Annotated in this window: 16 protein-coding genes, 1 tRNA gene and 4 pseudogenes; 13 read left to right on the top strand and 8 right to left on the bottom strand. The window is 70.8% G+C overall.

The genetic code is table 11. The annotated features are described in order from the left end of the window. Positions 1-24: 24 nt before the first annotated feature. Positions 25-2940: a glycoside hydrolase family 48 protein gene (locus OG852_RS09470; RefSeq protein WP_133913825.1), complete on the bottom strand. Its 2916-nt coding sequence runs from the start codon at positions 2938-2940 to the stop codon at positions 25-27. 264 nt (positions 2941-3204) lie between these two features. Here OG852_RS09470 and OG852_RS09465 point away from each other — a divergent pair, with 264 nt between their 5' ends. From OG852_RS09465 to OG852_RS09455, 3 genes are all read left to right on the top strand, one after another. Further along, a complete protein-coding gene (locus OG852_RS09465; RefSeq protein WP_166663586.1) occupies positions 3205-4707 on the top strand; it encodes a cellulose binding domain-containing protein in 1503 nt (500 codons plus the stop codon). A 66-nt stretch (positions 4708-4773) separates the two neighbouring features. Beyond that, positions 4774-6498 carry a glycoside hydrolase family 6 protein gene (locus tag OG852_RS09460; protein ID WP_133913823.1) on the top strand — a complete coding sequence of 575 codons (1725 nt, stop codon included), beginning with the start codon at positions 4774-4776 and terminating at the stop codon, positions 6496-6498. A gap of 169 nt (positions 6499-6667) precedes the next feature. Then, positions 6668-7609 (top strand): class I SAM-dependent methyltransferase, encoded by a 942-nt coding sequence (locus OG852_RS09455; RefSeq protein ID WP_133913822.1) that lies wholly within the window; start codon positions 6668-6670, stop codon positions 7607-7609. A 94-nt stretch (positions 7610-7703) separates the two neighbouring features. On the opposite strand, the gene OG852_RS09450 is transcribed toward OG852_RS09455, so the two are convergent. The 3 genes from OG852_RS09450 to OG852_RS09440 all read right to left on the bottom strand — a co-directional run bounded on the left by OG852_RS09450 (position 7704) and on the right by OG852_RS09440 (position 12196). After that, positions 7704-8540 carry an aldo/keto reductase gene (locus OG852_RS09450; protein ID WP_133913821.1) on the bottom strand — a complete coding sequence of 279 codons (837 nt, stop codon included), beginning with the start codon at positions 8538-8540 and terminating at the stop codon, positions 7704-7706. Positions 8541-8639: 99 nt separating this feature from the next. Next, positions 8640-10466, bottom strand: a complete 1827-nt coding sequence (locus OG852_RS09445; RefSeq protein WP_133913948.1) for an AMP-dependent synthetase/ligase — start codon at positions 10464-10466, stop codon at positions 8640-8642. Positions 10467-10702: 236 nt separating this feature from the next. Then, positions 10703-12196 (bottom strand): MFS transporter, encoded by a 1494-nt coding sequence (locus OG852_RS09440; RefSeq protein WP_330347587.1) that lies wholly within the window; start codon positions 12194-12196, stop codon positions 10703-10705. Between the two features lie 230 nt (positions 12197-12426). Between OG852_RS09440 and OG852_RS09435 the strand changes: the two genes are divergently transcribed. Continuing rightward, positions 12427-13407, top strand: coding sequence for an Lrp/AsnC family transcriptional regulator (locus OG852_RS09435; RefSeq protein WP_330347586.1), 981 nt, complete (start codon positions 12427-12429; stop codon positions 13405-13407). A gap of 152 nt (positions 13408-13559) precedes the next feature. Here the strand turns inward: OG852_RS09435 and OG852_RS09430 are convergent, their stop codons facing one another. Further along, positions 13560-14477, bottom strand: coding sequence for a LysR substrate-binding domain-containing protein (locus OG852_RS09430; RefSeq protein ID WP_133913818.1), 918 nt, complete (start codon positions 14475-14477; stop codon positions 13560-13562). 140 nt (positions 14478-14617) lie between these two features. Here OG852_RS09430 and OG852_RS09425 point away from each other — a divergent pair, with 140 nt between their 5' ends. Both OG852_RS09425 and OG852_RS09420 read left to right on the top strand, forming a co-directional pair. Then, the gene (locus tag OG852_RS09425) at positions 14618-15634 is read left to right on the top strand and encodes a bile acid:sodium symporter family protein (RefSeq protein WP_330347585.1); all 1017 of its coding nucleotides are present in this window, start codon (positions 14618-14620) and stop codon (positions 15632-15634) included. Positions 15635-15714: 80 nt separating this feature from the next. Further along, positions 15715-16242 (top strand): isochorismatase family protein, encoded by a 528-nt coding sequence (locus tag OG852_RS09420; RefSeq protein ID WP_330347584.1) that lies wholly within the window; start codon positions 15715-15717, stop codon positions 16240-16242. A 73-nt stretch (positions 16243-16315) separates the two neighbouring features. On the opposite strand, the gene fdhD is transcribed toward OG852_RS09420, so the two are convergent. Together fdhD and OG852_RS09410 are read right to left on the bottom strand one after the other, a co-directional pair. Then, positions 16316-17164, bottom strand: coding sequence for a formate dehydrogenase accessory sulfurtransferase FdhD (gene fdhD / locus OG852_RS09415; protein WP_330347583.1), 849 nt, complete (start codon positions 17162-17164; stop codon positions 16316-16318). 7 nt (positions 17165-17171) lie between these two features. Then, positions 17172-17684 (bottom strand): annotated as a pseudogene (locus OG852_RS09410) (2Fe-2S iron-sulfur cluster-binding protein); the annotation flags it as partial. Positions 17685-17777: 93 nt separating this feature from the next. Between OG852_RS09410 and OG852_RS09405 the strand changes: the two are divergent. From OG852_RS09405 to OG852_RS09390, 4 genes are all read left to right on the top strand, one after another. After that, complete coding sequence (locus tag OG852_RS09405) at positions 17778-19118, top strand: OFA family MFS transporter (protein ID WP_133913815.1); 1341 nt, start codon at positions 17778-17780, stop codon at positions 19116-19118. Next, positions 19093-19236 (top strand): MFS transporter small subunit, encoded by a 144-nt coding sequence (locus tag OG852_RS09400; protein ID WP_166663585.1) that lies wholly within the window; start codon positions 19093-19095, stop codon positions 19234-19236. The genes OG852_RS09405 and OG852_RS09400 overlap by 26 nt, the downstream gene beginning before the upstream one ends. A gap of 172 nt (positions 19237-19408) precedes the next feature. Beyond that, positions 19409-20356 (top strand): beta-ketoacyl-ACP synthase III, encoded by a 948-nt coding sequence (locus OG852_RS09395; RefSeq protein ID WP_330347582.1) that lies wholly within the window; start codon positions 19409-19411, stop codon positions 20354-20356. Positions 20357-20593: 237 nt separating this feature from the next. Further along, the gene (locus tag OG852_RS09390) at positions 20594-21271 is read left to right on the top strand and encodes a GntR family transcriptional regulator (RefSeq protein WP_330347581.1); all 678 of its coding nucleotides are present in this window, start codon (positions 20594-20596) and stop codon (positions 21269-21271) included. Positions 21272-21404: 133 nt separating this feature from the next. Here the strand turns inward: OG852_RS09390 and OG852_RS09385 are convergent. Beyond that, a pseudogene (locus OG852_RS09385) lies at positions 21405-21575 on the bottom strand (MFS transporter); the annotation flags it as partial. Here OG852_RS09385 and OG852_RS09380 point away from each other — a divergent pair. The 3 genes and pseudogenes from OG852_RS09380 to OG852_RS09370 form a co-directional block, all read left to right on the top strand. Beyond that, positions 21570-21728 (top strand): annotated as a pseudogene (locus OG852_RS09380) (succinate--CoA ligase subunit alpha); the annotation flags it as partial. The pseudogenes OG852_RS09385 and OG852_RS09380 overlap by 6 nt on opposite strands. A gap of 108 nt (positions 21729-21836) precedes the next feature. Beyond that, positions 21837-22214 (top strand): annotated as a pseudogene (locus OG852_RS09375) (aldehyde dehydrogenase family protein); the annotation flags it as partial. Between the two features lie 246 nt (positions 22215-22460). Continuing rightward, a tRNA-Leu gene (locus tag OG852_RS09370) sits at positions 22461-22545 on the top strand. Positions 22546-22608: the final 63 nt, after the last annotated feature.

Raw genomic sequence — 22608 nt, 5'->3', positions numbered from 1 at the left:
GGTACGCGGAGCGTTAGCGGGGACTTATTCGAGAAGCTCCGCGTACGAGCCCATGGCCAGGGCGATGTCCGCCTGGGCCCAGAACCGGTGGTACGTGAACACGGGCGCGGCACCGCCCGCGAGATAGCTCTCGATCTTCGACCAGGCCGGGTCGTTCTTGTAGAAGGAACGCAGCGAGGTGAAGGTCGAGGAGGAGTTGATCGTGTCGCCGTTCGGCATCTTCCCGCTGAAGCCGCTCGGGACGTACACGCCGTCGTCGAAGCGGTTGTAGTCGGCGCGGGTCTCGGGGACCGCGATGCCGAGCGCGTCCTGGTAGTGGGTCCACATGCCGTCCAGGAGCGCCTTGGCGGTCGTCCTCGCCTCCGTGTCACCGGACCTGGCGGCGTAGTACGTCAAGGTCTTGGCGTACGCGGCGGCCACGCCGACGTCGTTGGTGTAGTCGGCGACGGTGACGTGAAGTCCCGTGTTGGCGCCGGGACTCGACGCGTTCCAGGTGTCGGGCTGGCCCGACCACTGGAGGGTGGAGGGGATCAGGTAGGTGCCGTCCGGGTTGATCGTGGTCTTGGACAGCGCCCAGTCGACCCACTTGTCGAGGACCGTCTTGGCGGCGGCGTTCCCCGTCTGCTGGTAGTACTCGGCGACCCGCTCCATCGACCACGCCTGGAAGCCGAACCACTGGTTGGACGGCGGGTCGTGATAGACGGGCTGCTGGTCGTAGTACATGCCGTAGAAGGTCGACGTGCCGGACGGGGGAGTGGCGTACCGGCCGGCCCAGCTGTTCGTCGCGCCGCCCGCGATGGCTCCCTCGCTGGACTGGAGCCAGCGGTAGAACTCCATCTGCCGGGTGAGGGACTTGGCCCAGTCGGCCTGCCCCGTCGCCGACTTGGGCTTGAGGCCGGCGTAGCTGCTCAGCGCGTAGGCGGCCAGGGGGTTCTGGTAGCCGCCGTGGGTGTGGCTGGAGCCGATGCGCCAGGCCCAGCCGGCGCTGGTGTCCGTGGCGCCGCCCCAGGCGTAGTACCAGGACAGCAGGTAGTGCGAGGCGTCCTTGCCGGTGCCGGCCGCGCACGCGGTCGGACCGACACAGTTGCCGATCTTCTTGAAGTACTTGTCGTACATCGCATACCGCAGATAGTCGCCCATCTTCGCGGCCTTGCCGACGGTCGCCGAGACGTCACCGCCCTTGCCCTGCGCCGTCGCCCACACGTCCGCCCAGTACGCCGCCTGCACCGCCCGCGCGTCGGCGTCCGGGGCGTTGGTGTACTTCCACTGCTTGGCGTAGGAGGAGTCGCCGGTGAACAGGTCCAGGTAGCCGTTCGTACCGCCGTACTTGAAGGCGTCGCAGGTCGGCTGCGGAACCGTCTCCCACACCGACTCCTGCGCACCGCGCTGGAAGGTGTTGATGTACGACGGTCCGGTCGCGGTCGGGCCCGCCTCGCACTTGCCGGGCTCGTTGCCGTAGCCGTAGACGTTGTCGACGTCCTGCAGCCAGTGCATACCGTAGACGTCGTCCGTACTGTATGCGGTCTTCAGTTCACCGGCTATCGGATCCGACCCCACCGACACCCCGGTGTCCAGCCGCGCCGGATACTCGTTCGGCGTGTCCATCTCCGGCGCGTACGTCGCCGGTTTCGACGCGTTGTAGAACGAGTTCGTCGGCTGGTCGGCGTGGGTGGGGATCATGTACTTCTCCATGACGTCCCACGCGCCGTTGAACTTGGTCCAGTCGCCGGTGATCTTTCCGTACATGGCCTGCAGCCAGAGCAGGTAGCTGTAGGCCTCGGACGTGGTCTCGTGGCCCTGGTCCGGCGCCTCGACGATCAGCGTCTCCACCGAGTGGTAGGGGATGCCCTCGGGGGAGAAGTAGCCGTTCGCCGGGTTGGTGATCTTGCCGTACAGGTCCAGGAACCGCGCGTCGTACACCTTGCTGCCGGCGATCTCGGTGACCGTGACCGACGCCTTCGCGTGTCCGGTCGCCGTCGATTCGAAGACGGCCGCGCCGGTGCCGGAGGCGTTCGCGGTGACGGTCACCTTCTGGGCGGTGTTCCAGTTCGACGGAGTGAAGGTGAGCGAGGCCCCGCCCGTCACCGTCAGCCCCGTGTTGCCGCTGACCCGGGCGGTCGCCACCGTCACATTGGCCGACGGCTGGGTCGACAGCTTCACCTCGTAGCTGCCCGTCTTGCCCTGCTGCACCGCCAGTTGATTGGTGGAGGCGACCACGGCCGGGCCCGAGGCGACCGTGATGCCGACCGGCGTCGACGAGGCCGACGCGCCCAGACTGTCGTAGGCCTTCGCCACCAGCGAGTGGCTGCCCACCGCCAGGCCGGAGGCCGACAGGGTGTACGGCGAGCTGGTGTCCGTGCCCAGCAGGGTCGTGTCGTCGTAGAACTCGACCTTGGTGACCGTCGCGTTGTCGGCGGCCGCGGCGGTCGCCGCGAGCGGCACCGCGTCGCCCTGTGTGTAGACGGCGCCCGCGGCCGGGCTGGTCAGCACGGCGACCGGCGGCTGGTGCGCGCCGGCGCAGGTGGTGCCGTTGACCGCGAAGCTCGTGGGCGCGGTGTTGGTGCCGCTGTAGGTGAACTGGGCGCCCGTGCTCACCGCGGCGCCCGCCGCGACGGTCCCGTTGTAGGTGGCGTTGTTCACCGTGATCTTCTGACCGGACTGGGCCCAGGTGCCGTTCCAGCCGTTGGTCAGTTTCTGGTTGCCCGTGTAGGAGTACGTCAGGGTCCAGCCGCTGATGGGGTCGGTCCCGCGGTTGGTGAGGGTGAGGTCGGCGGTGAAGCCGGAGCCCCAGTCGTTGGTCTTGTAGTCCACGCTGCACTGGAGCGCCGCCGCCTGGGCGGGCGTCGGGAGCGTGCTCAGCATGGCGAGGGGAAGCGCGAGGGCCGCGACGACGGCGGTCCACAGGCGCCGCGTCGCGCGACGTCTGCGTACGGGATCCATGGTTCCGGTTCCTCCTTGCGGCTCTGAACGGTGGGGGGAGGAGCAACAAGCCCTGAACCAGTGGGAGCGCTCCCATAGTGGGGAAAGGGGTGAAGGCGGTCAAGGTGCTTGAAGAGTCGAAAACATTCGACAGGAGAAGTTGAGGGAAAGTCAGCGGCGCCCCTGTTCTTTGCCGACGCTTGGCGCTAGCTTCGAGACACCAGTGGGAGCGATTCCATCAGTCGACGCGTCCGTCACGACGCGCTGAGCTGCAAGGAGTCGCTCATGCGACACCCCCCTCGTTCAATCTTTTTAGCCGTCGCCGGCACGGTCGCCCTCGGGACGGGTGTGACCCTGCCGGTCATGACGGCCCAGGGGGCCACGCCCGCCTGCACGGTGGAGTACTCCGTCACCGGCCAGTGGGACGCCGGCTTCCAGGGCGCCGTGAAGGTCACCAACAACGCGGCGGCCGTGAGCAGTTGGAGCCTGACCTTCGACTTCGCGAACGGCCAGAGGGTCACCCAGGGCTGGAGCGCCAAGTGGTCCCAGTCGGGGACGACCGTCACCGCGGCGAACGAGAGCTGGAACGGCTCGCTCGGCACCGGCGCGAGCGTCGACGCCGGCTTCATCGCGTCGAAGGGCGCGGCGAACACCGCCCCCACGACGTTCAGGCTCAACGGCACCACCTGCAACGTCGACGGCGGAACCACCCCGACGCCGACCCCCACGCCGACGCCCACGGCGACCGCCACCACCCCGCCCGGCACCGGTGACGCGCCGCCCGCGCTGCAGGTGTCCGGCAACAAGCTCGTGGACGCCGACGGCCGCACCCGCAGGCTGCTCGGCGTGAACCGGTCCGGCGGCGAGTTCATGTGCGTGCAGGGCCGCGGCATCTGGGACGGCCCGGTCGACGACGCGGCCGTCGGGGCGATCGCCGACTGGAACGCGAACACGGTCCGCATCCCTCTCAACGAGGAGTGCTGGCTGGGCCTGTCGAACATCGACCCCGCCTACGGCGGGTCGCACTACATCGCCGCCGTCAAGGAGTTGGTGGCCCGCGTCGAGGCGCACGGCATGACACCCGTCGTCGAACTGCACTGGACCTACGGCCAGTACACCGGCAACTCGGCCGGCTGCTCGGACGTGCACGCCAGTTGCCAGAAGCCGATGCCCGACATGCAGTACACACCGTCGTTCTGGACGTCGGTCGCGAACACCTTCAAGAGCGATCGGGCCGTCGTCTTCGACCTGTTCAACGAGCCCTACCCGGACCGGGCGACCTCCACGACCACCCAGGCGTGGCAGTGCTGGCGGGACGGCGGCACCTGCCCCGGTATCGGGTACGAGGTCGCCGGTATGCAGGATCTCGTCGATTCCGTACGGTCGACCGGCGCCCGGAACGTGATCCTCGCCGGCGGCATCGCCTACTCCAACGACCTCAGTCAGTGGCCGGCGTACAAACCCACCGACCCGACCGGCAATCTCGCCGCCGCCTACCACGTCTACAACTTCAACTCCTGCGCGAGCGAGAGCTGCTGGAACTCCACCCTCGCCCCCGTCGCCGCCCAGGTGCCGCTCGTGGCGGGCGAGATCGGGGAGAACACCTGCGCGCACTCCTTCGTCGACCGTGTCATGAAGTGGTTCGACGACCGGAGCCTTTCGTACCTGGGCTGGACCTGGAACACCTGGGACTGCTCCTCGGGCCCGTCCCTGATCTCCGGCTACGACGGGACCCCCACCGCGTACGGCATCGGGCTGCGCGACCATCTGCGCGCCCTCGACGGATAGGCGCCACCCCCAGCAAGGGACGCAACGGACGGACAACACCCGCGACGGACAAGGAAACCCGCACTCATGAGCCGTAGCAGAACAGCGATGCTCGCCGCGCTGGCGCTGGTCGCCGGCGCCTCCGGGACGGCACTCGCGGTGGTCCCGGGGGATCCGGGCATCGCCGCCATCCCGTGCACCGTCGCCTACACGGTGCAGAACCAGTGGGACACCGGCTTCACCGCCAACGTCACCGTCACCAACAACTCGGCAGCCAAGACGAGTTGGTCGGTGAAGTGGGCGTACGCCGGCAACCAGAAGATCACCAACGGCTGGAACGCGAAGATCACCCAGTCCGGTACGGCCGTCACCGCGAACAACGAGACCTACAACGGGACGCTGGCGAACGGCGGTTCGGTCAGCTTCGGTTTCCAGGCCTCCTACAGCGGCACCAACGCGGTGCCGGCCTCGTTCACCCTCGACGGGGTCACCTGCAACGTCGACAGCGGCACCGGCACGCCCACCGACCCCGGCACCCCGACCGACCCGGGCACCCCGTCCACCAAGGTCGATAACCCGTACGCGGGCGCCAAGGTGTACGTGAACCCGGAGTGGTCGGCGAAGGCGGCCGCCGAGACGGGTGGCTCGCGCATCTCCAACCAGCCCACCGGCGTCTGGCTCGACCGGATCGCCGCGATCAACGGCACCAGCACCAGCATGGGGCTGCGCGCCCACCTCGACGCGGCCCTCGCGCAGAAGGGCAGCGGCGAAGAGGTCGTCCAACTGGTCGTCTACGACCTGCCCGGACGCGACTGCGCCGCCCTCGCCTCCAACGGCGAGCTCGGCCCGACGGAGATCGACAAGTACAAGACGCAGTTCATCGACCCGATCGCGGCGATCCTCGCCGACAGCAAGTACGCCTCGCTGCGGATCGTCACCACCATCGAGATCGACTCGCTGCCCAACCTCGTCACCAACACCGGCAGCCGGCCCACCGCCACCGCAGCCTGCGACACCATGAAGGCCAACGGCAACTACGTGAAGGGCGTCGGCTACGCGCTGAACAAGCTCGGCGCGATCCCCAACGTCTACAACTACATCGACGCCGGTCACCACGGCTGGCTCGGCTGGGACGACAACTTCGCCCCCTCCGCCCAGCTCTTCTACCAGGCCGCCACCGCGGAGGGCGCGACGGTGGACGACGTGCACGGCTTCATCACCAACACGGCGAACTACAGCGCCCTGAAGGAGAACAACTTCACCATCAACGACTCCGTCAACGGCACCTCCGTACGGCAGTCGAAGTGGGTGGACTGGAACCGGTACGTCGACGAGCTGTCGTACGCGCAGGCCTTCCGCACCCAGCTCGTCTCGGCCGGCTTCCGGTCGGGCATCGGCATGCTGATCGACACCTCCCGCAACGGCTGGGGCGGCACCGCACGGCCCACCGGTCCGGGCGCCACGACCAGCGTCGACACCTATGTCAACGGGGGCCGCTACGACCGCCGTATCCACATCGGCAACTGGTGCAACCAGTCCGGCGCCGGCCTCGGCGAGCGCCCGCAGGCCGCACCGGCCGCCGGGATCGACGCGTACGTGTGGATGAAGCCGCCGGGTGAGTCCGACGGCTCCAGCACCGCCATCGCCAACGACGAGGGCAAGGGCTTCGACCGCATGTGCGACCCGACGTACACGGGCAACGCCCGCAACGGCAACAACATGTCGGGAGCCCTGGCGAACGCACCGCTGTCCGGGCACTGGTTCTCGGCCCAGTTCCAGCAGCTCATGCAGAACGCCTACCCGCCGCTGTAGGAACCCGCGCGGGGTTCCGTCCGGCCGCTCCCGTACCCCCGGGGAGCGGCCGGATGCGTCGGATACCGGGACCGGCGGAAGGAATTTTTTGCCGTCCCGGCAACAGTGATGGCCCTCGTGCGGTGCGTCGGCGCACTCTGTCGGCACACCGGACGAGAGGCTGACCACCATGGCGCACCACCCGCACGAGCACCGGCACCAGGGCGAACCCGCCCACGACCACGAGCACCACCACGACGGTGGGCACCGGCACGGCCACCACCACGACACCGACATCGACTGGGCGGCGATGGCCCCGCACCTCGAGGCCCAGGCCGAACTCTTCACGCCCCTGTACGAGCGGGCCCTCGCCTGGCTCGGCAAGGAGGTGACCGAGCCCGGGCTGATCGTCGACGCCGGCAGCGGCCCCGGCGTCGTCTCCTGTCTGTTCGCCGAGACCTTCCCCGGCGCCCGGGTCCTGGCCGTCGACGGCTCCGCACCGCTCCTGGAACGGGCCGGCGAGCGGGCCGCCCGCCTCGGACACGCCGACCGCTTCGGCACCCTCACCGGTGAACTCCCCGACGTCCTCGGTGAGTTGGACTATCCGGCCGATCTGCTGTGGGCGGGCCGCAGCCTGCACCACCTGGGCGACCAGCGCGCCGCCCTCACCGCCTTCGCCGAGCGGCTCGCACCCGGCGGAACCCTGGCGATCATGGAGGGTGGTCTGCCCAGCCGGTTCCTGCCGAGGGACATCGGCCTCGGGCGTCCCGGCCTGGAGGCGCGGCTCGACGCCCTGCAGGAGCAGTGGTTCGCGCAGATGCGGGCCGACCTGCCCGGCTCGGTCGAGGTGGCCGAGGACTGGCCGGCGCTGCTCGCCTCCGCCGGGCTGAAGCACACCCGCAGCCGCAGCTTCCTGCTCGACCTGCCCGCCCCCGCCTCCGACCGGGCCCGCGCCTACGTCACCGCCTCGCTGTCCCGGCTGCGCGACGTCTACGGCGACACCCTGGACGCCGAGGACCGCGCCACGCTGGACCGGCTCCTCGACCCCGACGACCCGGCCGGCGTCCAGCACAGGCCGGACGTGTTCGTCCTGGCGGCCCACACCGTGCATACCGCGGTGAAGCCCGCGTAGCCGCGGCGCCACCCCCGCCGCTGCGCCTCCCCGGCCGAAGCCAGGAGGCGCGACCCGGCGGCCGCGCCCCCTCACCCGTCCGCGCCGGACGGGCTCAGCCGATGTCGAACGTCGAGGGGTCCGGGCCGATCCGCCGGTCCTCGTTGAGCGCGCTGATCGCCGCCAGGTCCTCGGTGTCCAGGCTGAAGTCGAACACCTCGATGTTCTCCCTGATCCGCGACGGCGTCACCGACTTCGGGATCACCACGTTGCCGATCTGCAGGTGCCAGCGCAGCACGACCTGGGCCGGGGTGCGGTTGTGCTTCTGGGCGATGGCGACGATCGCCGGGACCTCAAGAAGACCCTTGCCCTGGCCCAGCGGCGACCAGGCCTCGGTCGCGATGCCCTGCTCCGCGTGGAACGCGCGCAGCGCGTGCTGCTGAAGGTGCGGGTGCAGCTCGATCTGGTTGACCGCCGGGATGACCGACGTCTCGTCCAGCAGGCGCCCGAGCTGCTCGACGGGGAAGTTGGAGACGCCGATCGCCCTGACGCGGCCGTCGCCGTACAGCTTCTCGAACGCCTTGTACGTGTCGACGTACCGGTCGCGGGCCGGCAGCGGCCAGTGGATCAGGTACAGGTCGACGTACTCCAGGCCCAGCTTCTCCAGCGAGGTGTCGAACGCGCGCAGGGTCGCGTCGTAGCCCTGGTCGGAGTTCCAGAGCTTGGTGGTGAGGAAGATGTCCTCGCGGGGCACGCCGGAGGCGGTGATCGCCTTGCCGGTGCCCTCCTCGTTGCCGTAGATCGCCGCTGTGTCGATGCTGCGGTACCCGGCCTCCAGCGCGGTGGAGACCGCCCGCTCCGCCTCGTCGTCCGGCACCTGCCAGACCCCGAAGCCCAGCTGGGGCATCTCCACGCCGTTGTTGAGGATGATCGGGGGGACCTTGCTGCTCACGAGCTCTCGATCCTTCGGTTGTCCGTCAGAGTGGTACTGCCATCGTCAACGATCACACGCCGTGATGCATTCCTGACCCGGGAATTCACCGCCCCTGCCTCACGTCCGGTACAGCGCGTCCACCTCGTTCGCGTACGCGTTCTCGATGGCCTTGCGCTTCAGCTTCAACGACGGCGTGAGCAGCCCGTGTTCCTCCGTGAACGGCTGGGCCAGGATACGGAACGTGCGGATCGACTCGGCCTGCGAGACCAGGGTGTTCGCGGCCACCACGGCCCGGCGCACCTCCGCCTCCAGATCCGGGTCCCGCACCAGCTCGGCGGGCGCCATCGACGGCTTGCCGCGCATCTGCAGCCAGTGCTCCACGGCCTCCTGGTCGAGGGTGACCAGCGCGGCGACGAACGGCCGGTCGTTGCCGACGACGATGCACTGGCCGACCAGCGGATGGTCGCGCACCCGCTCCTCCAGCAGCCCCGGCGAGACGCTCTTGCCGCCCGAGGTGACGAGGATCTCCTTCTTGCGGCCGGTGATGGTGAGATAGCCGTCCTCGTCCAGGGAGCCCAGGTCACCGGTGGCCAGCCAGCCGTCGTGCAGGGTCTCGTCGGTGGCCTTGGGATTGTTGAGATACCCCTGGAACACGTTGTCGCCGCGCAGCCAGATCTCCCCGTCGTCCGCGATGTGCACGGTCATCCCCGGGATCGGCTGCCCGACCGTGCCGTAGCGGGTGCGGCCCGGCGGGTTCGCGGTCGCGGCCGCGGTCGACTCGGTCAGGCCGTACCCCTCGTAGATCTGCACGCCCGCGCCGGCGAAGAACAGCCCGAGCCGGCGGTCCATCGCCGAACCGCCCGACATCGCGTGCCGAACCCGCCCGCCCATCGCCGCGCGCACCTTCGCGTAGACGACCTTGTCGAAGAACTGGTGCTGCATCCGCAGCCCCGCCGACGGACCCGGCCCGATGCCCCAGGCCTTCGCCTCCACCGCCTCCGCGTACGCCGTCGCCACCTCCACCGCCTTCTCGAACGGCCCCGACCTGCCCTCCCGCTCGGCCTTGCGGCGGGCCGCGTTGAACACCTTCTCGAAGATGTACGGCACGGCCAGGAAGAACGTGGGCCGGAACGCCGCCAGATCGGGCAGCAGGGCGGCGGCGTGCAGCTGGGGCTGATGGCCGAAACGCACCTTGCCGCGGATCGCGGCGATCTGCACCATCCGCCCGAAGACATGCGCGAGCGGCAGGAACAGCAGGGTCGCCGCCTCGTCGCCCTTGCGCGAGTGGAACACCGGCTCCCAGCGTTCGATGACCGTGTCCGCCTCGAACATGAAGTTGCCGTGCGAGATCACACAGCCCTTCGGGCGGCCCGTCGTGCCCGAGGTGTAGATGATCGTGGCGACGGAGTCGGGCGTGACCGCCTCCCGGTGCCGGTGCACCACCTCGTCCTCCACCGAGGCGCCCGCGTCGTAGAGCTCCTGCACACAGCCCTCGTCGAGCTGCCACAACTGGCGCAGCCGCGGCAGCCGGTCGATGACGGTGGCGATCGTCATCGCGTGGTCCTCGTGCTCCACGACCGCGGCCGTGCACTCCGCGTCGTACAGCATCCAGAAGCACTGCTCCGCCGACGACGTCGGATACACCGGCACCACCTGCGCGCCGATCGTCCACAACGCGTAGTCGAACAGCGTCCACTCGTAGCGGGTGCGGGACATGATCGCGACCCGGTCCCCGAACCGGATCCCCCGCGCGAGCAGGCCCTTCGCCAGCGCCAGCACCTCGTCGCGGAACTCGGCGGCCGTCACGTCCCGCCACGCGCCCCGCTCGTCCTTGCGGCCCAGCGCCACGTACCGCGGGTCCTCCTGGGCGTGCCGGAAGACGACGTCTGCCAGACCGCCCACCGGCGGTGCCGACGCCAACGGAGGGTTGGTGAACTCACGCAAACCCAGCACCCCGCTTCTCATGGCCGCACAGCGCCGTGAAAGCTACCCCACCCCCGGGCGGTCCGGGAGGGGGGCGTAAAGCGAACCATGCTCTCGTCTGCGCTGGTCAGTGCCGGAAAATGGGCTCACATGGGGAAGGGTCGGACACGAAACTGACGGAAGAGTAAGTTTCGGCGCCGTAATCTCCACCGAATCTGCCCGTCGCGCTTACGCCGCCCGACCCGTCCCCACGAGGCTCACGGACGGCGTCCCGCCCCCTCCCCGGTCAGCGCCGCGCCGGCGGATTCCGTCACAGCGGCCGGGCGCGGCGCCCGCACCAGCAGCAGGACCAGGAGCCCCGCGGCCAGCCCCGTGCACCCGGCCGCCACCAGCGCCGCGTCGAGCCCCGCGGCGAACGCGGCCCGCAGCGCGTGCTCCGGCACCACCCCCTCCAGCGCCGCCGCACCGCCGCCCGCCGCCGTGTGCGCCGTCCCGGCCGGCAGATCGTCCGCCATCCGCGACGTCAGTACGGTGCCGAACACCGCGACCCCGAGCGCGTACCCGAGCTGCCGTACGGTGTTCACCGCGCCGCCCGCCATCCCGTGCCGCGCCGGCTCCACCGCGGCCAGCGCCGCCCCCGCCACCGTCGGCGAGACGCACCCCGTCCCCACCCCCACCAGCACGAACCCCGGCACCAGCGCCGACCAGTCGGACCCCGCCCCCAGCACCGCCTGGGCCAGACACCCCGCACCGATCAGCAGCAGCCCGCCGCCGATCGTCAGCCGCGCGGGCACGCCGTGCAGCCTCCTGCCCACCACGATCGCCGTGACCGTCGCCGCCACCGTCATCGGCAGCAGCGTCAGCCCGCCGCGCACCGGACTCATCCCGAGCAGCGTCTGCATCCAGATCGACAGATACGGCGTCACCCCGAACGCCACCCCGTTGAACGCCAGCGCCCCCACCAGCACCCCCACGAACGCCGGCCTGCGCAGCAGCGCCGGATCCAGCAGCGGATGCGCCGCCCGCCGCTCCACCAGCACGAAACAGACCAGCGCCAGCCCGGCCGCCCCGAAGGAGGCCGCCGTCGCCGTCGCCGTCCAGCCGTCCTCCCCGGCCCGTACGACGGCGTACGTCGTCCCGCCCGCGAACGCCGCGAACGCCGCCGTCCCCGCCCAGTCGACCCTCTTCCCGCGCGGACCCGTGGACTCCGGCACCACCCTCAGCGTGAGCCACACCGAGGCCACGCTCACCGGCAGGTTCACGAAGAAGATCCACCGCCAGCCCGGCCCCTCGGCCAGCAGCCCGCCCAGGACCGGTCCGACCGCGGCGGCCCCGCCGCTCACCGCACCCCACACCCCGAGCGCCGCCGACCGCCGCCGCCCCTCGTACACCGACCCCAGCAGCGGCAACGTCGTCGCGAACATCGCCGCCGCCCCCACCCCCTGCACGGCCCGCGCCGCCACCAGCGTCCCCGGCCCCGACGCCAGCCCGCACAGCAGCGACGCCGCCGCGAACAGCACCACCCCCAGCACATGCACCCGCCGCCGCCCGAGGACGTCGGCCGCGGCCCCCGCCCCCAGCAGCAACGCCGCGAGCGCCAGCGCGTACCCGTCCACCACCCACTGCAGATCACTGAGCGAGGCGCCCAGCGCCCGCGCCATGTCCGGCAGCGCCACCACCACGATCGTCACGTCCAGCAACAACATGAACGTGCCCAGACACACCGCTGTCAGCGGCCCCCAACCGCGCATCTCTCTCCACTCCTGACTCTCCGATGGATGCGGTATACGAAATGCTCCGGCGGGTCGACTGCATACAGTTGTCGGTCGTCTGCTGCCTGCTGTGGGCCGTGTGTCGGCTGTCGGCTGTGCGCTGTCGACCGCATACTGCGTGCGCGGAGCACTCCGTACGATGGGGCGGGCCCGGCCGATCGCGGCGGTATACGGCACGCGGCCGACGGAATCCGATGGAGGAGAGCCGGATGCAGAGGGATTCCGACAGGTTCGACCGACTGGACCTCCAGGTGCTGTCGGCACTGGAGGTCGACGCCCGAGCGCCCTTCAGCCGCATCGGCGCGGTCCTCGGCGTCTCCGACCAGACTGTCGCCCGCCGCTTCCGCCGCCTCAGCGCCGAGGCGGGCCTCAGGGTCGTCGCCGTCCGCGACGCCGAACGCCTGGGCCAGGATCAGTGGATGCTCCGCCTGCGCTGCGCACCCGACAGCGCCACCGTCATCGCCGACGCCCTCGCCAAACGCCGCGACACCGCCTGGATCGGCCTCGCAGCCGGCGGTACCGAGATCGTCTGCATGACCCGCCCCCGCCACCCCGGCGACCACGACGACCTGCTCCTCGGCAAACTCCCGCGCACCCCCAGCGTCGTCGAGATCCGCGCCCAGCAACTCCTCCACCGCTTCTACGGAGGCCCGCACGGCTGGCTCCGCAAGTTCGGCGCCCTCGACGCCGACCAGATCGCCGCCCTGACCCCTCGCTTCGACACGCCGGCCGGCCCCGCCCGCATCCTGCCCGAGGACGAGCCGCTGCTCGCCGTCCTGGAACGCGACGGGCGGGCCGGGCACCCCGAACTCCAGCGCGCCACCGGCCGCTCCGAGTCCTCCGTCAAGCGCCGCCTCGCCGCCCTGCTCGCCTCCGGCGCCGTCTACATCGACGTCGAATACCACTCCGAGGCCTTCGGGCACGGCCTCGCCGCCGCCCTGTGGATCACCACGACACCCTCCGCGCTGCACGCGGTCGGCCAGGCCCTCGCCACCCACAACGAGATCGCCTTCGCCTCCGCCACCGCCGGGCCCTCCCACATCGTCGTCACCGCGGTCGTCAGGGACACGGCGGGGCTGTACGGCTACCTGAGCGGGCCGCTGGGGCGGCTGGAGGGGGTGCAGCACGTGGAGACGACGCCGTTTCTGCGGCGGGTGAAGCAGTTGACTTATCAGGAGGTGGGGCGGTGAGGGGGGTGGGGCGGTGTGCCGTAGGTGGACGGTGAACAGGAAGCGGCATCCGGTATGCAATGTGCCGTCTGCAGGCGGGGGTCTGCGGTATGCAATGTGCCGTGTTTTGTATGCGTGCCTCGGTGTACCGGCGTCACCGCCGGGCACCCGCCTCAGTTCCCCTCCCCGCCCTCCCGCGACCCGCCCCGCCGTCCACTGCCCGGCGCCGGTCGCCGTTGCAGACGGTCCCCGCCCGCCAGGATCGCCGCCGCGAGCGCGTCCGCCGCTCCCTGGGCCGAGGCGTGGCGCCGGCCGTGCACCAGGACGAAGTCGACCCGGCCCAGTTCGGGCAGCCCGGCCCGCTCCGGGACCCGTACCAGCCCCGGCGGGATGAGGCCGCGTGAGTGCGCCATCACGCCGAGGCCCGCGCGGGCGGCGGCGATGAGCCCGTTGAGGCTGCCGCTCGTGCACACGATCCGCCAGGCCCGTCCCTGACGCTCCAGCGCCTCGAAGGCCAGGGCGCGGGTGATGCCCGGCGGGGGGAAGACGATGAGCGGCACGGGGCGTTCGGCGTCCAGGCGGAGCCGTTCGGCGCCGATCCAGACCAGGTCGTCGTGCCAGACAAGTTCGCCGCGCGGGTCCTCGGGGCGCCGTTTGGCGAGTACCAGGTCGAGTTTTCCGGCGGCCAGGTGTTCGTGCAGGGTGCCGGACAGTTCCACGGTGAGTTCGAGGTCGACCTCGGGGTGGTCGTACCGGAAGCCCTCCAGGATCTCCGGCAGGCGGGTCAGGACGAAGTCCTCGGAGGCGCCGAAGCGCAAACGGCCCCGTAGCCGCGTCCCCGTGAAGAAAGCGCTTGCCTGGTCGTGGACGTCCAGAATCCGGCGAGCGAACCCGAGCATCGCCTCGCCGTCCTCGGTGAGCTCCACGGAGTGCGTGTCCCGGGTGAACAGGGCTCGCCCGGTCGCGTCCTCCAGGCGCCGTACGTGCTGGCTGACGGTGGACTGGCGCAGTCCGAGCCGACGTGCCGCCTGCGTGAAACTCAGTGTCTGGGCGACCGTGAGGAAGGTCCGCAGATGCGAGGGATCGTACACAGTCCGCACTGTACTGGTTATCGCATACAGCGATCACAGTCAGAGCGGTATGACGGATTCCCGATCACGCGGCGGAGGAGGACGATGGAGAGGGGTCCTCCGGGCCCCGCCGCACGCCCGTCGAACGTACGTGGAGCACCGTGAAACGCCTGCAGTGGCCGAGTCGGATGCCGGTCGACCCCTACATCCTGCTGTTGCTCGGGACGGTCGGGCTCGCGGCACTGTTCCCGGCCCGCGGTGACGCCGCGGACGTGGCCTCGGGGGCCTCCACGGCGGCGATCGCCTTCCTCTTCTTCCTGTACGGCGCCCGCCTGTCCACCCGCGAGGCGCTCGACGGCCTGAAGCACTGGCGGCTGCACACCACCGTCCTCGTCTGCACCTTCGTCGTCTTCCCGCTGCTGGGCCTCGCCGCCCGCGGGCTCGTGCCGGTGTTCCTCACCGAGCCCCTGTACCAGGGGCTGCTCTTCCTCACGCTCGTCCCGTCGACCATCCAGTCGTCGATCGCCTTCACCTCGATCGCCCGCGGGAACGTTCCTGCCGCGATCTGCGCCGGCTCCTTCTCCTCCCTCGTCGGCATCGTCGTCACCCCGCTGCTCGCGGCCGCGCTGCTCGGCCGCAGCGGAGGCGGCTTCTCGGCCGACTCGCTCGTACAGATCGTGCTGCAACTGCTGGTGCCCTTCGTCGCCGGGCAGGTGCTGCGCCGCTGGATCGGCGCCTTCGTCGTCCGGCACAAGAAGGTGCTCGGGCTGGTCGACCGCGGCTCGATCCTCCTGGTCGTCTACACCGCGTTCAGCGAGGGCATGGTTCAGGGCATCTGGCACCAGGTCGGCCCCCTGCGGCTCGGCGGGCTGCTCGTCGTGGAGGCCGTGCTGCTCGCGGTGATGCTCGCCCTGACCTGGTACGGCGGCAAGGCGCTGCGCTTCGGCCGGGAGGACCGGATCGCCCTTCAGTTCGCGGGCTCGAAGAAGTCCCTCGCGTCCGGACTGCCCATGGCGAGCGTCCTGTTCGGCGCGCACGCCTCCCTCGCCGTGCTGCCGCTGATGCTGTTCCACCAGATGCAGTTGATGGTGTGCGCGGTGATCGCCAAGCGGCGGGCACGTGATCCCCTGGACGACTCACGGGAGGCCGTCGCGCGGCGGGCGTCGGCGGCGGTGTGAGCCACCCGAACGCGACCGCCACGCGGGCCTGTTGATCCGGATGCCGGGCACGGAGGGCTCATGACGGATAACGTTCCGTCATGACCGCACCGCTCACGCTCGCCCCCGCACGCACCGCCCTGGTCCTCGTCGACCTGATGGACCGGATCGTCGCCCTGCCCCTGGAACCCCGCAAGGGCACCGAAGTCCTGTCCGTCGCCGAGGAGTTGGCGAACGCCTTCCGCGCGGCCGGCGCCCCCGTCGTCCTCGTCCGCGTCGAACGCCCCGGCGTCGCCGAGCAGCCGCCCGGCAGCGGACTCGTCCACGGGCTGCTCGCGGAGGGCGACGTGGAGATCGTCAAGCGCACGATCGGCGCCTTCCAGGGCACCGGCCTGGACGAGGCGCTGCGTGCCCGCGGCGTGACCACGGTCGTGCTCGGCGGCATCGCCACCAACCTCGGCGTCGAGTCCACCGCCCGCGCCGCCGGCGATCTCGGCTACGACCTCGTCTTCGTCGAGGACGCCATGGCCGCGCTCACCGAGGCGGAGCACGAGGCGTCGGTGAGGCTGGACTTCCCGCGCCTCGGCACGGTCGTACCGGCGGCGCGGCTGCGCCTGGCGGCGGACTGAGGCGGGGCCCCCGCCGCGCAGGGGGCGCTCCCCGCCGTTCGGGGCCCCGCCGCCGTGCCGCGGGGAGACCGGGTCACCCCCGGGTGGCCGCGGTCCGCAGGGCGATGCGGTCCTCACCCGCGTACACGTTCATGGAACTGCCCCGCAGGAAGCCCACCAGCGTCAGTCCCGTCTCCGCGGCCAGGTCCACGGCCAGCGAGGACGGCGCCGAGACCGCCGCGAGCACCGGGATGCCCGCCATCACGGCCTTCTGCGCCAGCTCGAAGGAGGCCCGCCCCGACACCAGCAGGATCGAGCGGGACAGGGGCAGGTCACCGCTCTGCAGGGCGCGGCCGACCAGTTTGTCGACCGCGTTGTGCCGGCCCACGTCCTCGCGTACGTCCACCAGCTCGCCGGCCTCGGTGAACAGGGCCGCCGCGTGCAGACCGCCGGTCCGGTCGAAGACCCGCTGGGCCGCCCGCAGCCGGTCGGGCAGGACGGCGAGCAGGTCGGCGTCCACGCGGACCGGGGGTGTGTCGGCGAGGGGCCAGTGGGCCGTCGTTCGCACCGCGTCCAGACTGGCCTTGCCGCACAGCCCGCAGGACGACGTGGTGTACACGTTCCGCTCGAGGGTGATGTCGGGGACCGTGACGCCGGGGGACGTCCGCACGTCCACGACGTTGTAGGTGTTGGAGCCGTCGGCGGTCGCCCCGGCACAGTAGACGATGTTCTGCAGATCGGATGCAGTCGCCAGTACACCTTCACTGACCAGGAAACCGGCGGCCAGCGCGAAGTCGTCGCCCGGCGTGCGCATCGTGATGGCGAGCGGCTTGCCGTTGAGCCGGATCTCCATCGGCTCCTCGGCGACGAGGGTGTCCGGCCGGGTGGAGACCGCCCCGTCGCGTATGCGGAGCACCTTGCGTCGTTCGGTGACTCGTCCCATGTGGTGATCAGCCCCGGTTCTGTACGTGCTGGTAGCCGAAGCGGCCCTTGATGCAGAGATTGCCGTGGGTCACCGGGTTGTCGTGCGGGGAGGTGACCTACACGATCTCATTGTCCTGCACGTGGGGGGTCGGATTGCAGCCCACTCCGCAGTACGCGCACACAGTCGTCGTCCGGGTCTGCGCCGGCTCGTCCCCCGTGCCCGCTTCCCGGCGGTCGTACTCCGACTTGAACGACAGCGCCCCCGTCGGGCACACCTCGATGCGGTTCCCGCAGTACACGCACGCCGAGTCGGTCAGCGGGGCGTCGTGCTCGACGGCGATCCGGGCGTCGAAACCGCGCCCCGTCACCGAGATCGCGAAGGTGTTCTGCCACTGGTCGCCGCAGGCGTCGACGCACTTGCAGCAGAGGATGTACTTGTCGTAGTCGCGCACGTAGAGCTCGTTGTCGATCTTCGGTTCCTCGTCCAGGCGGGCCGCGTCCGGGCCGAAACGGTCCGGCTTCGCCTCGTACTCCTTGATCCGACCGTTCGGCGCAGGCGGCATACCGTTCATCGCATACGGTCGACGCGCCGCCTTCTCAACCCCCGTGATCCTTCCTACCGTTCGGTGTTCATGAGTCCCCCTGTCGCACCGCCCGGCTGGAGCCGCTGGCTCGTGCCCCCGGCCGCCCTCTCGGTCCACCTCTCCATCGGCCAGGCCTACGCCTGGTCCGTGTTCAAGCCGCCGCTGGAATCCGCGCTCGGCCTCAGCGGCACCCAGAGCGCGCTGCCCTTCCAGCTCGCCATCGTCATGCTCGGCCTGTCCGCCGCGTTCGGCGGCACGCTCGTCGAGCGCAAGGGGCCGCGCTGGGCGATGACGGTCGCCCTCGTCTGCTTCTCCTCCGGCTTCCTGATCGCCGCCCTGGGGGCCGCCACCGAGCAGTACTGGCTGATCGTCCTCGGCTACGGCTTCGTCGGCGGCATCGGCCTGGGCATCGGCTACATCTCGCCCGTGTCCACCCTGATCAAGTGGTTCCCCGACCGGCCCGGCATGGCCACCGGCATCGCCATCATGGGCTTCGGCGGCGGCGCGCTCATCGCCTCGCCCTGGTCGGCCCAGATGCTGGAGTCCTTCGGCGCCGACCACTCCGGGATCGCGCTCGCGTTCCTCGTCCACGGAATATCGTATGCAGTCTTTATGACCCTAGGCGTGCTGCTGGTCCGGGTGCCGCGCACCGCCCGGACGGCCGCCGACGAGCCGAGCACGGGACCGAGCGGCATCACCGGCGTACAGGTCTCGGCCCGCTCGGCGGTGCGCACCCCCCAGTTCTGGTGCCTGTGGATCGTCCTGTGCATGAACGTGACCGCCGGCATCGGCATCCTGGAGAAGGCCGCCCCGATGATCACGGACTTCTTCGCCGACAGCTCGACAACGGTGTCGGCGACCGCGGCGGCCGGCTTCGTCGCCCTGCTGTCGGCGGCCAACATGGCGGGCCGCATCGGCTGGTCGTCCACCTCCGACCTGATCGGCCGCAAGAACATCTACCGCCTCTATCTGGGCGTCGGCGCGCTGATGTACGCGCTCATCGCCCTGTTCGGGGACTCCTCCAAACCGCTGTTCATCCTGTGCGCCCTGGTGATCCTCTCCTTCTACGGCGGCGGCTTCGCGACCGTCCCCGCCTACCTGAAGGACCTCTTCGGGACGTACCAGGTCGGCGCGATCCACGGCCGGCTGCTCACCGCCTGGTCCACGGCCGGCGTCCTCGGACCGCTGATCGTCAACTGGATCGCCGACCGCCAGGAGGAGGCCGGCAAGCACGGCGCGGACCTCTACTCCCTGTCCCTGTTCATCATGATCGGGCTGCTCGCCGTCGGCTTCGTCGCCAACGAGCTCGTCCGCCCCGTCGCCGCCCGCCACCACGTGCCCGCCCCGACGAAGGAGGCCGCCGATGTCGCAGCCCGACAGCAGTCCTAGTCCGCCCGAGCCGGACCGCAGGCCGCTCATCGCGTTCGCCTGGCTGTGGGTGGGTGCCCCGCTCGCCTACGGACTGTACGAGCTCGTGCAGAAGGCGACGAAGCTCTTCACCGGCTAGTCGTTCGCGCTGCTCACGGGCAGGTGTTCGGGAAGTGTTCGGGCGTCCGAGGGTTAGAGGGAAGCCGACAACCCCGGCGCCCGTTTCCTGTCGCAACACCTGTCCCCGTACCCGTGAGTCACTGATCAGACTGGTGGATCCCGCTACCCAAGGCAACGAGGGGGACCCCCACATGAACGGCTCACGCATCGCCGCCGTCGGCCACTACCAGCCCGCCAAGGTGCTCACCAACGAGGAGCTGGCGGGCCTGGTCGACACCAGTGACGAGTGGATCAGGAGCCGGGTGGGCATCCACACCCGACACATCGCCGGCCCCGACGAGCCCGTCGACGAGCTGGCCGGGCACGCCGCCGCCAAGGCGCTCGCGGCCGCCGGGCTCGCCCCCGCCGACATCGACCTGGTGCTGGTCGCCACCTCGACCGCCGTCGACCGCTCGCCCAACATGGCCGCCCGCGTCGCCGCCCGCCTCGGCATCCCGCGCCCCGCCGCCATGGACGTCAACGTCGTGTGCGCCGGTTTCACCCACGCCCTGGCCACCGCCGACCACACCGTCCGCGCGGGCGCCGCCACCCGCGCCCTGGTCATCGGCGCCGACAAGATGTCCGAGGTGACGGACTGGTCCGACCGTACGACGTGCGTCCTCGTCGGCGACGGGGCGGGCGCCGCTGTCGTCGAGGCCTGTCCCGACGGCACCGAGCCCGGGATCGCGCCCGTGCTGTGGGGGTCGGTGCCCGAGATGGGTCACGCGGTACGCATCGAGGGACAGCCGGCGCGGTTCGCCCAGGAGGGCCAGAGCGTCTACCGGTGGGCCACCACCCAGCTTCCGCCGCTCGCCCGCCAGGCCTGCGAGCGGGCAGGACTGCGCCCCGAGGACCTCGCCGCCGTCGTGCTGCACCAGGCGAACCTGCGGATCATCGAGCCGCTCGCCCAGAAGATCGGCGCCGTCAACGCGGTGGTCGCCCGCGATGTCACCGCTTCGGGGAACACCTCCGCCGCCAGCATCCCGCTCGCCTTCTCCAAGCTGGTCGAGCAGGGCGCCATCTCCACGGGGGATCCGGTGCTGCTGTTCGGCTTCGGCGGCAACCTCTCGTACGCGGGACAGGTCGTACGCTGCCCGTGAGCGGCTTGCCGACGGGGGTGTGACGCGTCCGACTGGCCCCGGGGCCGGCCACGGTGCGCCGTAGACCGTAGACGAAAGACAATCGATGCTCGGCTGTAGACAGTACGCAGTACACAGCCGACTGCATGCGGTCGGCTCCATGCAGTGACCCCTACAGTGACTCCCTACGTCTTTCGCATTCGTGGCTTTTCCGGCCGGCTGTTGCTGCCCGGCGCTGCCCAGGAGGGGAACCGACCGATGTTGTCGACAGGACTGCCGCAGGGTGCGGTACCCAAGCTCGAACGGCCAGGCCCGCTGCGCGACCGTGTCTACGAGGCGCTGCTCGAGCTCATCACCACCCGTGCCCTCCAGCCGGGTCAGCACCTCGTCGAGAGCGAGCTGGCGAACCATCTCGGAGTCTCCCGCCAGCCGGTGCGCGAGGCGCTGCAGCGGCTCAACACCGAGGGCTGGGTGGACCTCAGGCCCGCGCAGGGCGCGTTCGTGCACGAGCCGACCGAGGAGGAGGCGGACCAACTCCTCACCGTCCGCACCCTGTTGGAGGCGGAGGCGGCCCGTCTCGCGGCCGCGCGCGTGGACGCGGCCGGTATCGACGCCCTGCTCGAGATCCAGGCCGAGGGACAGAGGGCCGTCGCCGGCGACGACGTGGACGCCGCCGTCGCCCTCAACGCCCGCTTCCACGCCAAGATCATGGAGTTGGCGGGGAACGCGGTCCTGGCCGAGCTGGCGGCGCAGGTCGACCGGCGGGTGCGCTGGTACTACACGCCGGTGGCCCGGCAGCGCGGCCACCAGTCCTGGATCGAGCACCGCGACCTGATCCACGCGATCTCCGACCACGACGAACAGACGGCCACCCGGCTCATGCGCGAGCACACGGAGCACACCCGGCGCTCGTACCACGCCCGCGCCACGTCCTGACTCCTCCCGGGGTGCAGGCCTTGGCGGGCCTGCACCCGCTGGTTCTGCACCTGATCTGACGCCTGCACAGAAGCCTTTCGGGGCAGGCCGATCGGGCCCGCCACGCCGTGGTGGGCCCCCAATCCGGCATGTGCCTAGGCGGTGGCGCCGCTCGTGCGAGCCCTCCCGCGGCGTGCGTTCCGTCGCCGGCGTACGTCAGCGGATCGATGTCGGCCGGCCACCAGTTCTTCGGCGGGTCCTTGAAGAAGAACGCGCATCCGAACACCACGATCATGATGTAGCAGCCGATCAGGTCGACACCGCGCCCGAGGGCCGGACCATGGGCCACGCGAGCGCGATCGTCTCCGGTGCGTCGGGCACCGCCCAGGCCAAGAAGGAGGCGCTGGAGGCCGCGGGCGTCCGGGTGGGCCGTACGCCGACCGAGACCGCCCGGCTCGCCCTCGCCGCCGGTACGGGACGCGGAGTTCGCGGTACGGGACGAGGAGCCCGCCGTACCGGACGAGGAGCCCGCCGTACCGGACGAAGAAGAAAGGGCGTGACCGCATCCCCATGGCCTACGTCCAGCCCCGTGTCGCTCCTCAGTCCGCCGCCGTCCTCGCCGCTGCACCACGCGGAGCCGTTCGGGCCGGTCGACACGATCGTGCTGGCCGACACGGAGGCGGAGCTGCTGGCCGCGATGAACGCGTCCAACGGCGCGTTCGTCGCCACCCTGTCCACGGACGACCGGGCCACCTACGGACGACTGGCCCCGCAGATCCGCGCGTTCAAGGTCGGGCACGGCCGGCCCCGCTCGCGCGGCGACCGCGAGGAGCTCTTCGGCGGCTTCGGCGCGTCCTGGCGGGGCGCGTTCGTCGGCGGCGACCTGATGGTGCGCGCGGTGACCCGGGGGCCGGCGGGGGAGAGGCTGCCCGGGAACTTCCCGGAGTACCAGCTCATGCCCTGACGCCCCGCCCCGCCCCGGCGCGGCGGGAAAGGACCCGGCGACCGCCCCGCGGACGGTCGCCGGGACGCATCCCGGCGCGCGCGGGCTCCGGCGTCGGGGTGACCGGTCCGTCACCCCCCGTGACGCCCCCGGCCGGGCCCCGCCGGAGGGGCCCGGCGGGCGGATATGCAGGTGAAACGCACTCCGAAAGCTTGGTATTGTTGTCCATGTCGCCGCGGGGACGCCCCGCAGGCCGACAGACACCTTGTCCGGGTGGCGGAATGGCAGACGCGCTAGCTTGAGGTGCTAGTGCCCTTTATCGGGCGTGGGGGTTCAAGTCCCCCCTCGGACACTCTCACTCTCCGTGCCGAGCGGGTTCCGCTCGGTGAGTGCTCGATGCCCGTACTCGGCCTCC

This window comes from Streptomyces sp. NBC_00582 (assembly GCF_036345155.1).
In the GTDB taxonomy this organism is placed as follows: Bacteria; Actinomycetota; Actinomycetes; order Streptomycetales; family Streptomycetaceae; genus Streptomyces.
This window is presented reverse-complemented; position numbering and strand designations above follow the sequence as displayed.

Bases quoted from the DNA above. Each gene is read 5' to 3' on its own strand.
- OG852_RS09465 (WP_166663586.1), top strand. From the start codon at position 3,205: ATGCGACACCCCCCTCGTTCAATCTTTTTAGCCGTCGCCGGCACGGTC.
- OG852_RS09420 (WP_330347584.1), top strand. From the start codon at position 15,715: ATGACCGCACCGCTCACGCTCGCCCCCGCACGCACCGCCCTGGTCCTC.
- OG852_RS09405 (WP_133913815.1), top strand. From the start codon at position 17,778: ATGAGTCCCCCTGTCGCACCGCCCGGCTGGAGCCGCTGGCTCGTGCCC.
- OG852_RS09390 (WP_330347581.1), top strand. From the start codon at position 20,594: ATGTTGTCGACAGGACTGCCGCAGGGTGCGGTACCCAAGCTCGAACGG.
- OG852_RS09395 (WP_330347582.1), top strand. From the start codon at position 19,409: ATGAACGGCTCACGCATCGCCGCCGTCGGCCACTACCAGCCCGCCAAG.
- fdhD (WP_330347583.1), bottom strand. From the start codon at position 17,164: ATGGGACGAGTCACCGAACGACGCAAGGTGCTCCGCATACGCGACGGG.
- OG852_RS09460 (WP_133913823.1), top strand. From the start codon at position 4,774: ATGAGCCGTAGCAGAACAGCGATGCTCGCCGCGCTGGCGCTGGTCGCC.
- OG852_RS09400 (WP_166663585.1), top strand. From the start codon at position 19,093: ATGTCGCAGCCCGACAGCAGTCCTAGTCCGCCCGAGCCGGACCGCAGG.
- OG852_RS09470 (WP_133913825.1), bottom strand. From the start codon at position 2,940: ATGGATCCCGTACGCAGACGTCGCGCGACGCGGCGCCTGTGGACCGCC.
- OG852_RS09455 (WP_133913822.1), top strand. From the start codon at position 6,668: ATGGCGCACCACCCGCACGAGCACCGGCACCAGGGCGAACCCGCCCAC.
- OG852_RS09435 (WP_330347586.1), top strand. From the start codon at position 12,427: ATGCAGAGGGATTCCGACAGGTTCGACCGACTGGACCTCCAGGTGCTG.
- OG852_RS09440 (WP_330347587.1), bottom strand. From the start codon at position 12,196: ATGCGCGGTTGGGGGCCGCTGACAGCGGTGTGTCTGGGCACGTTCATG.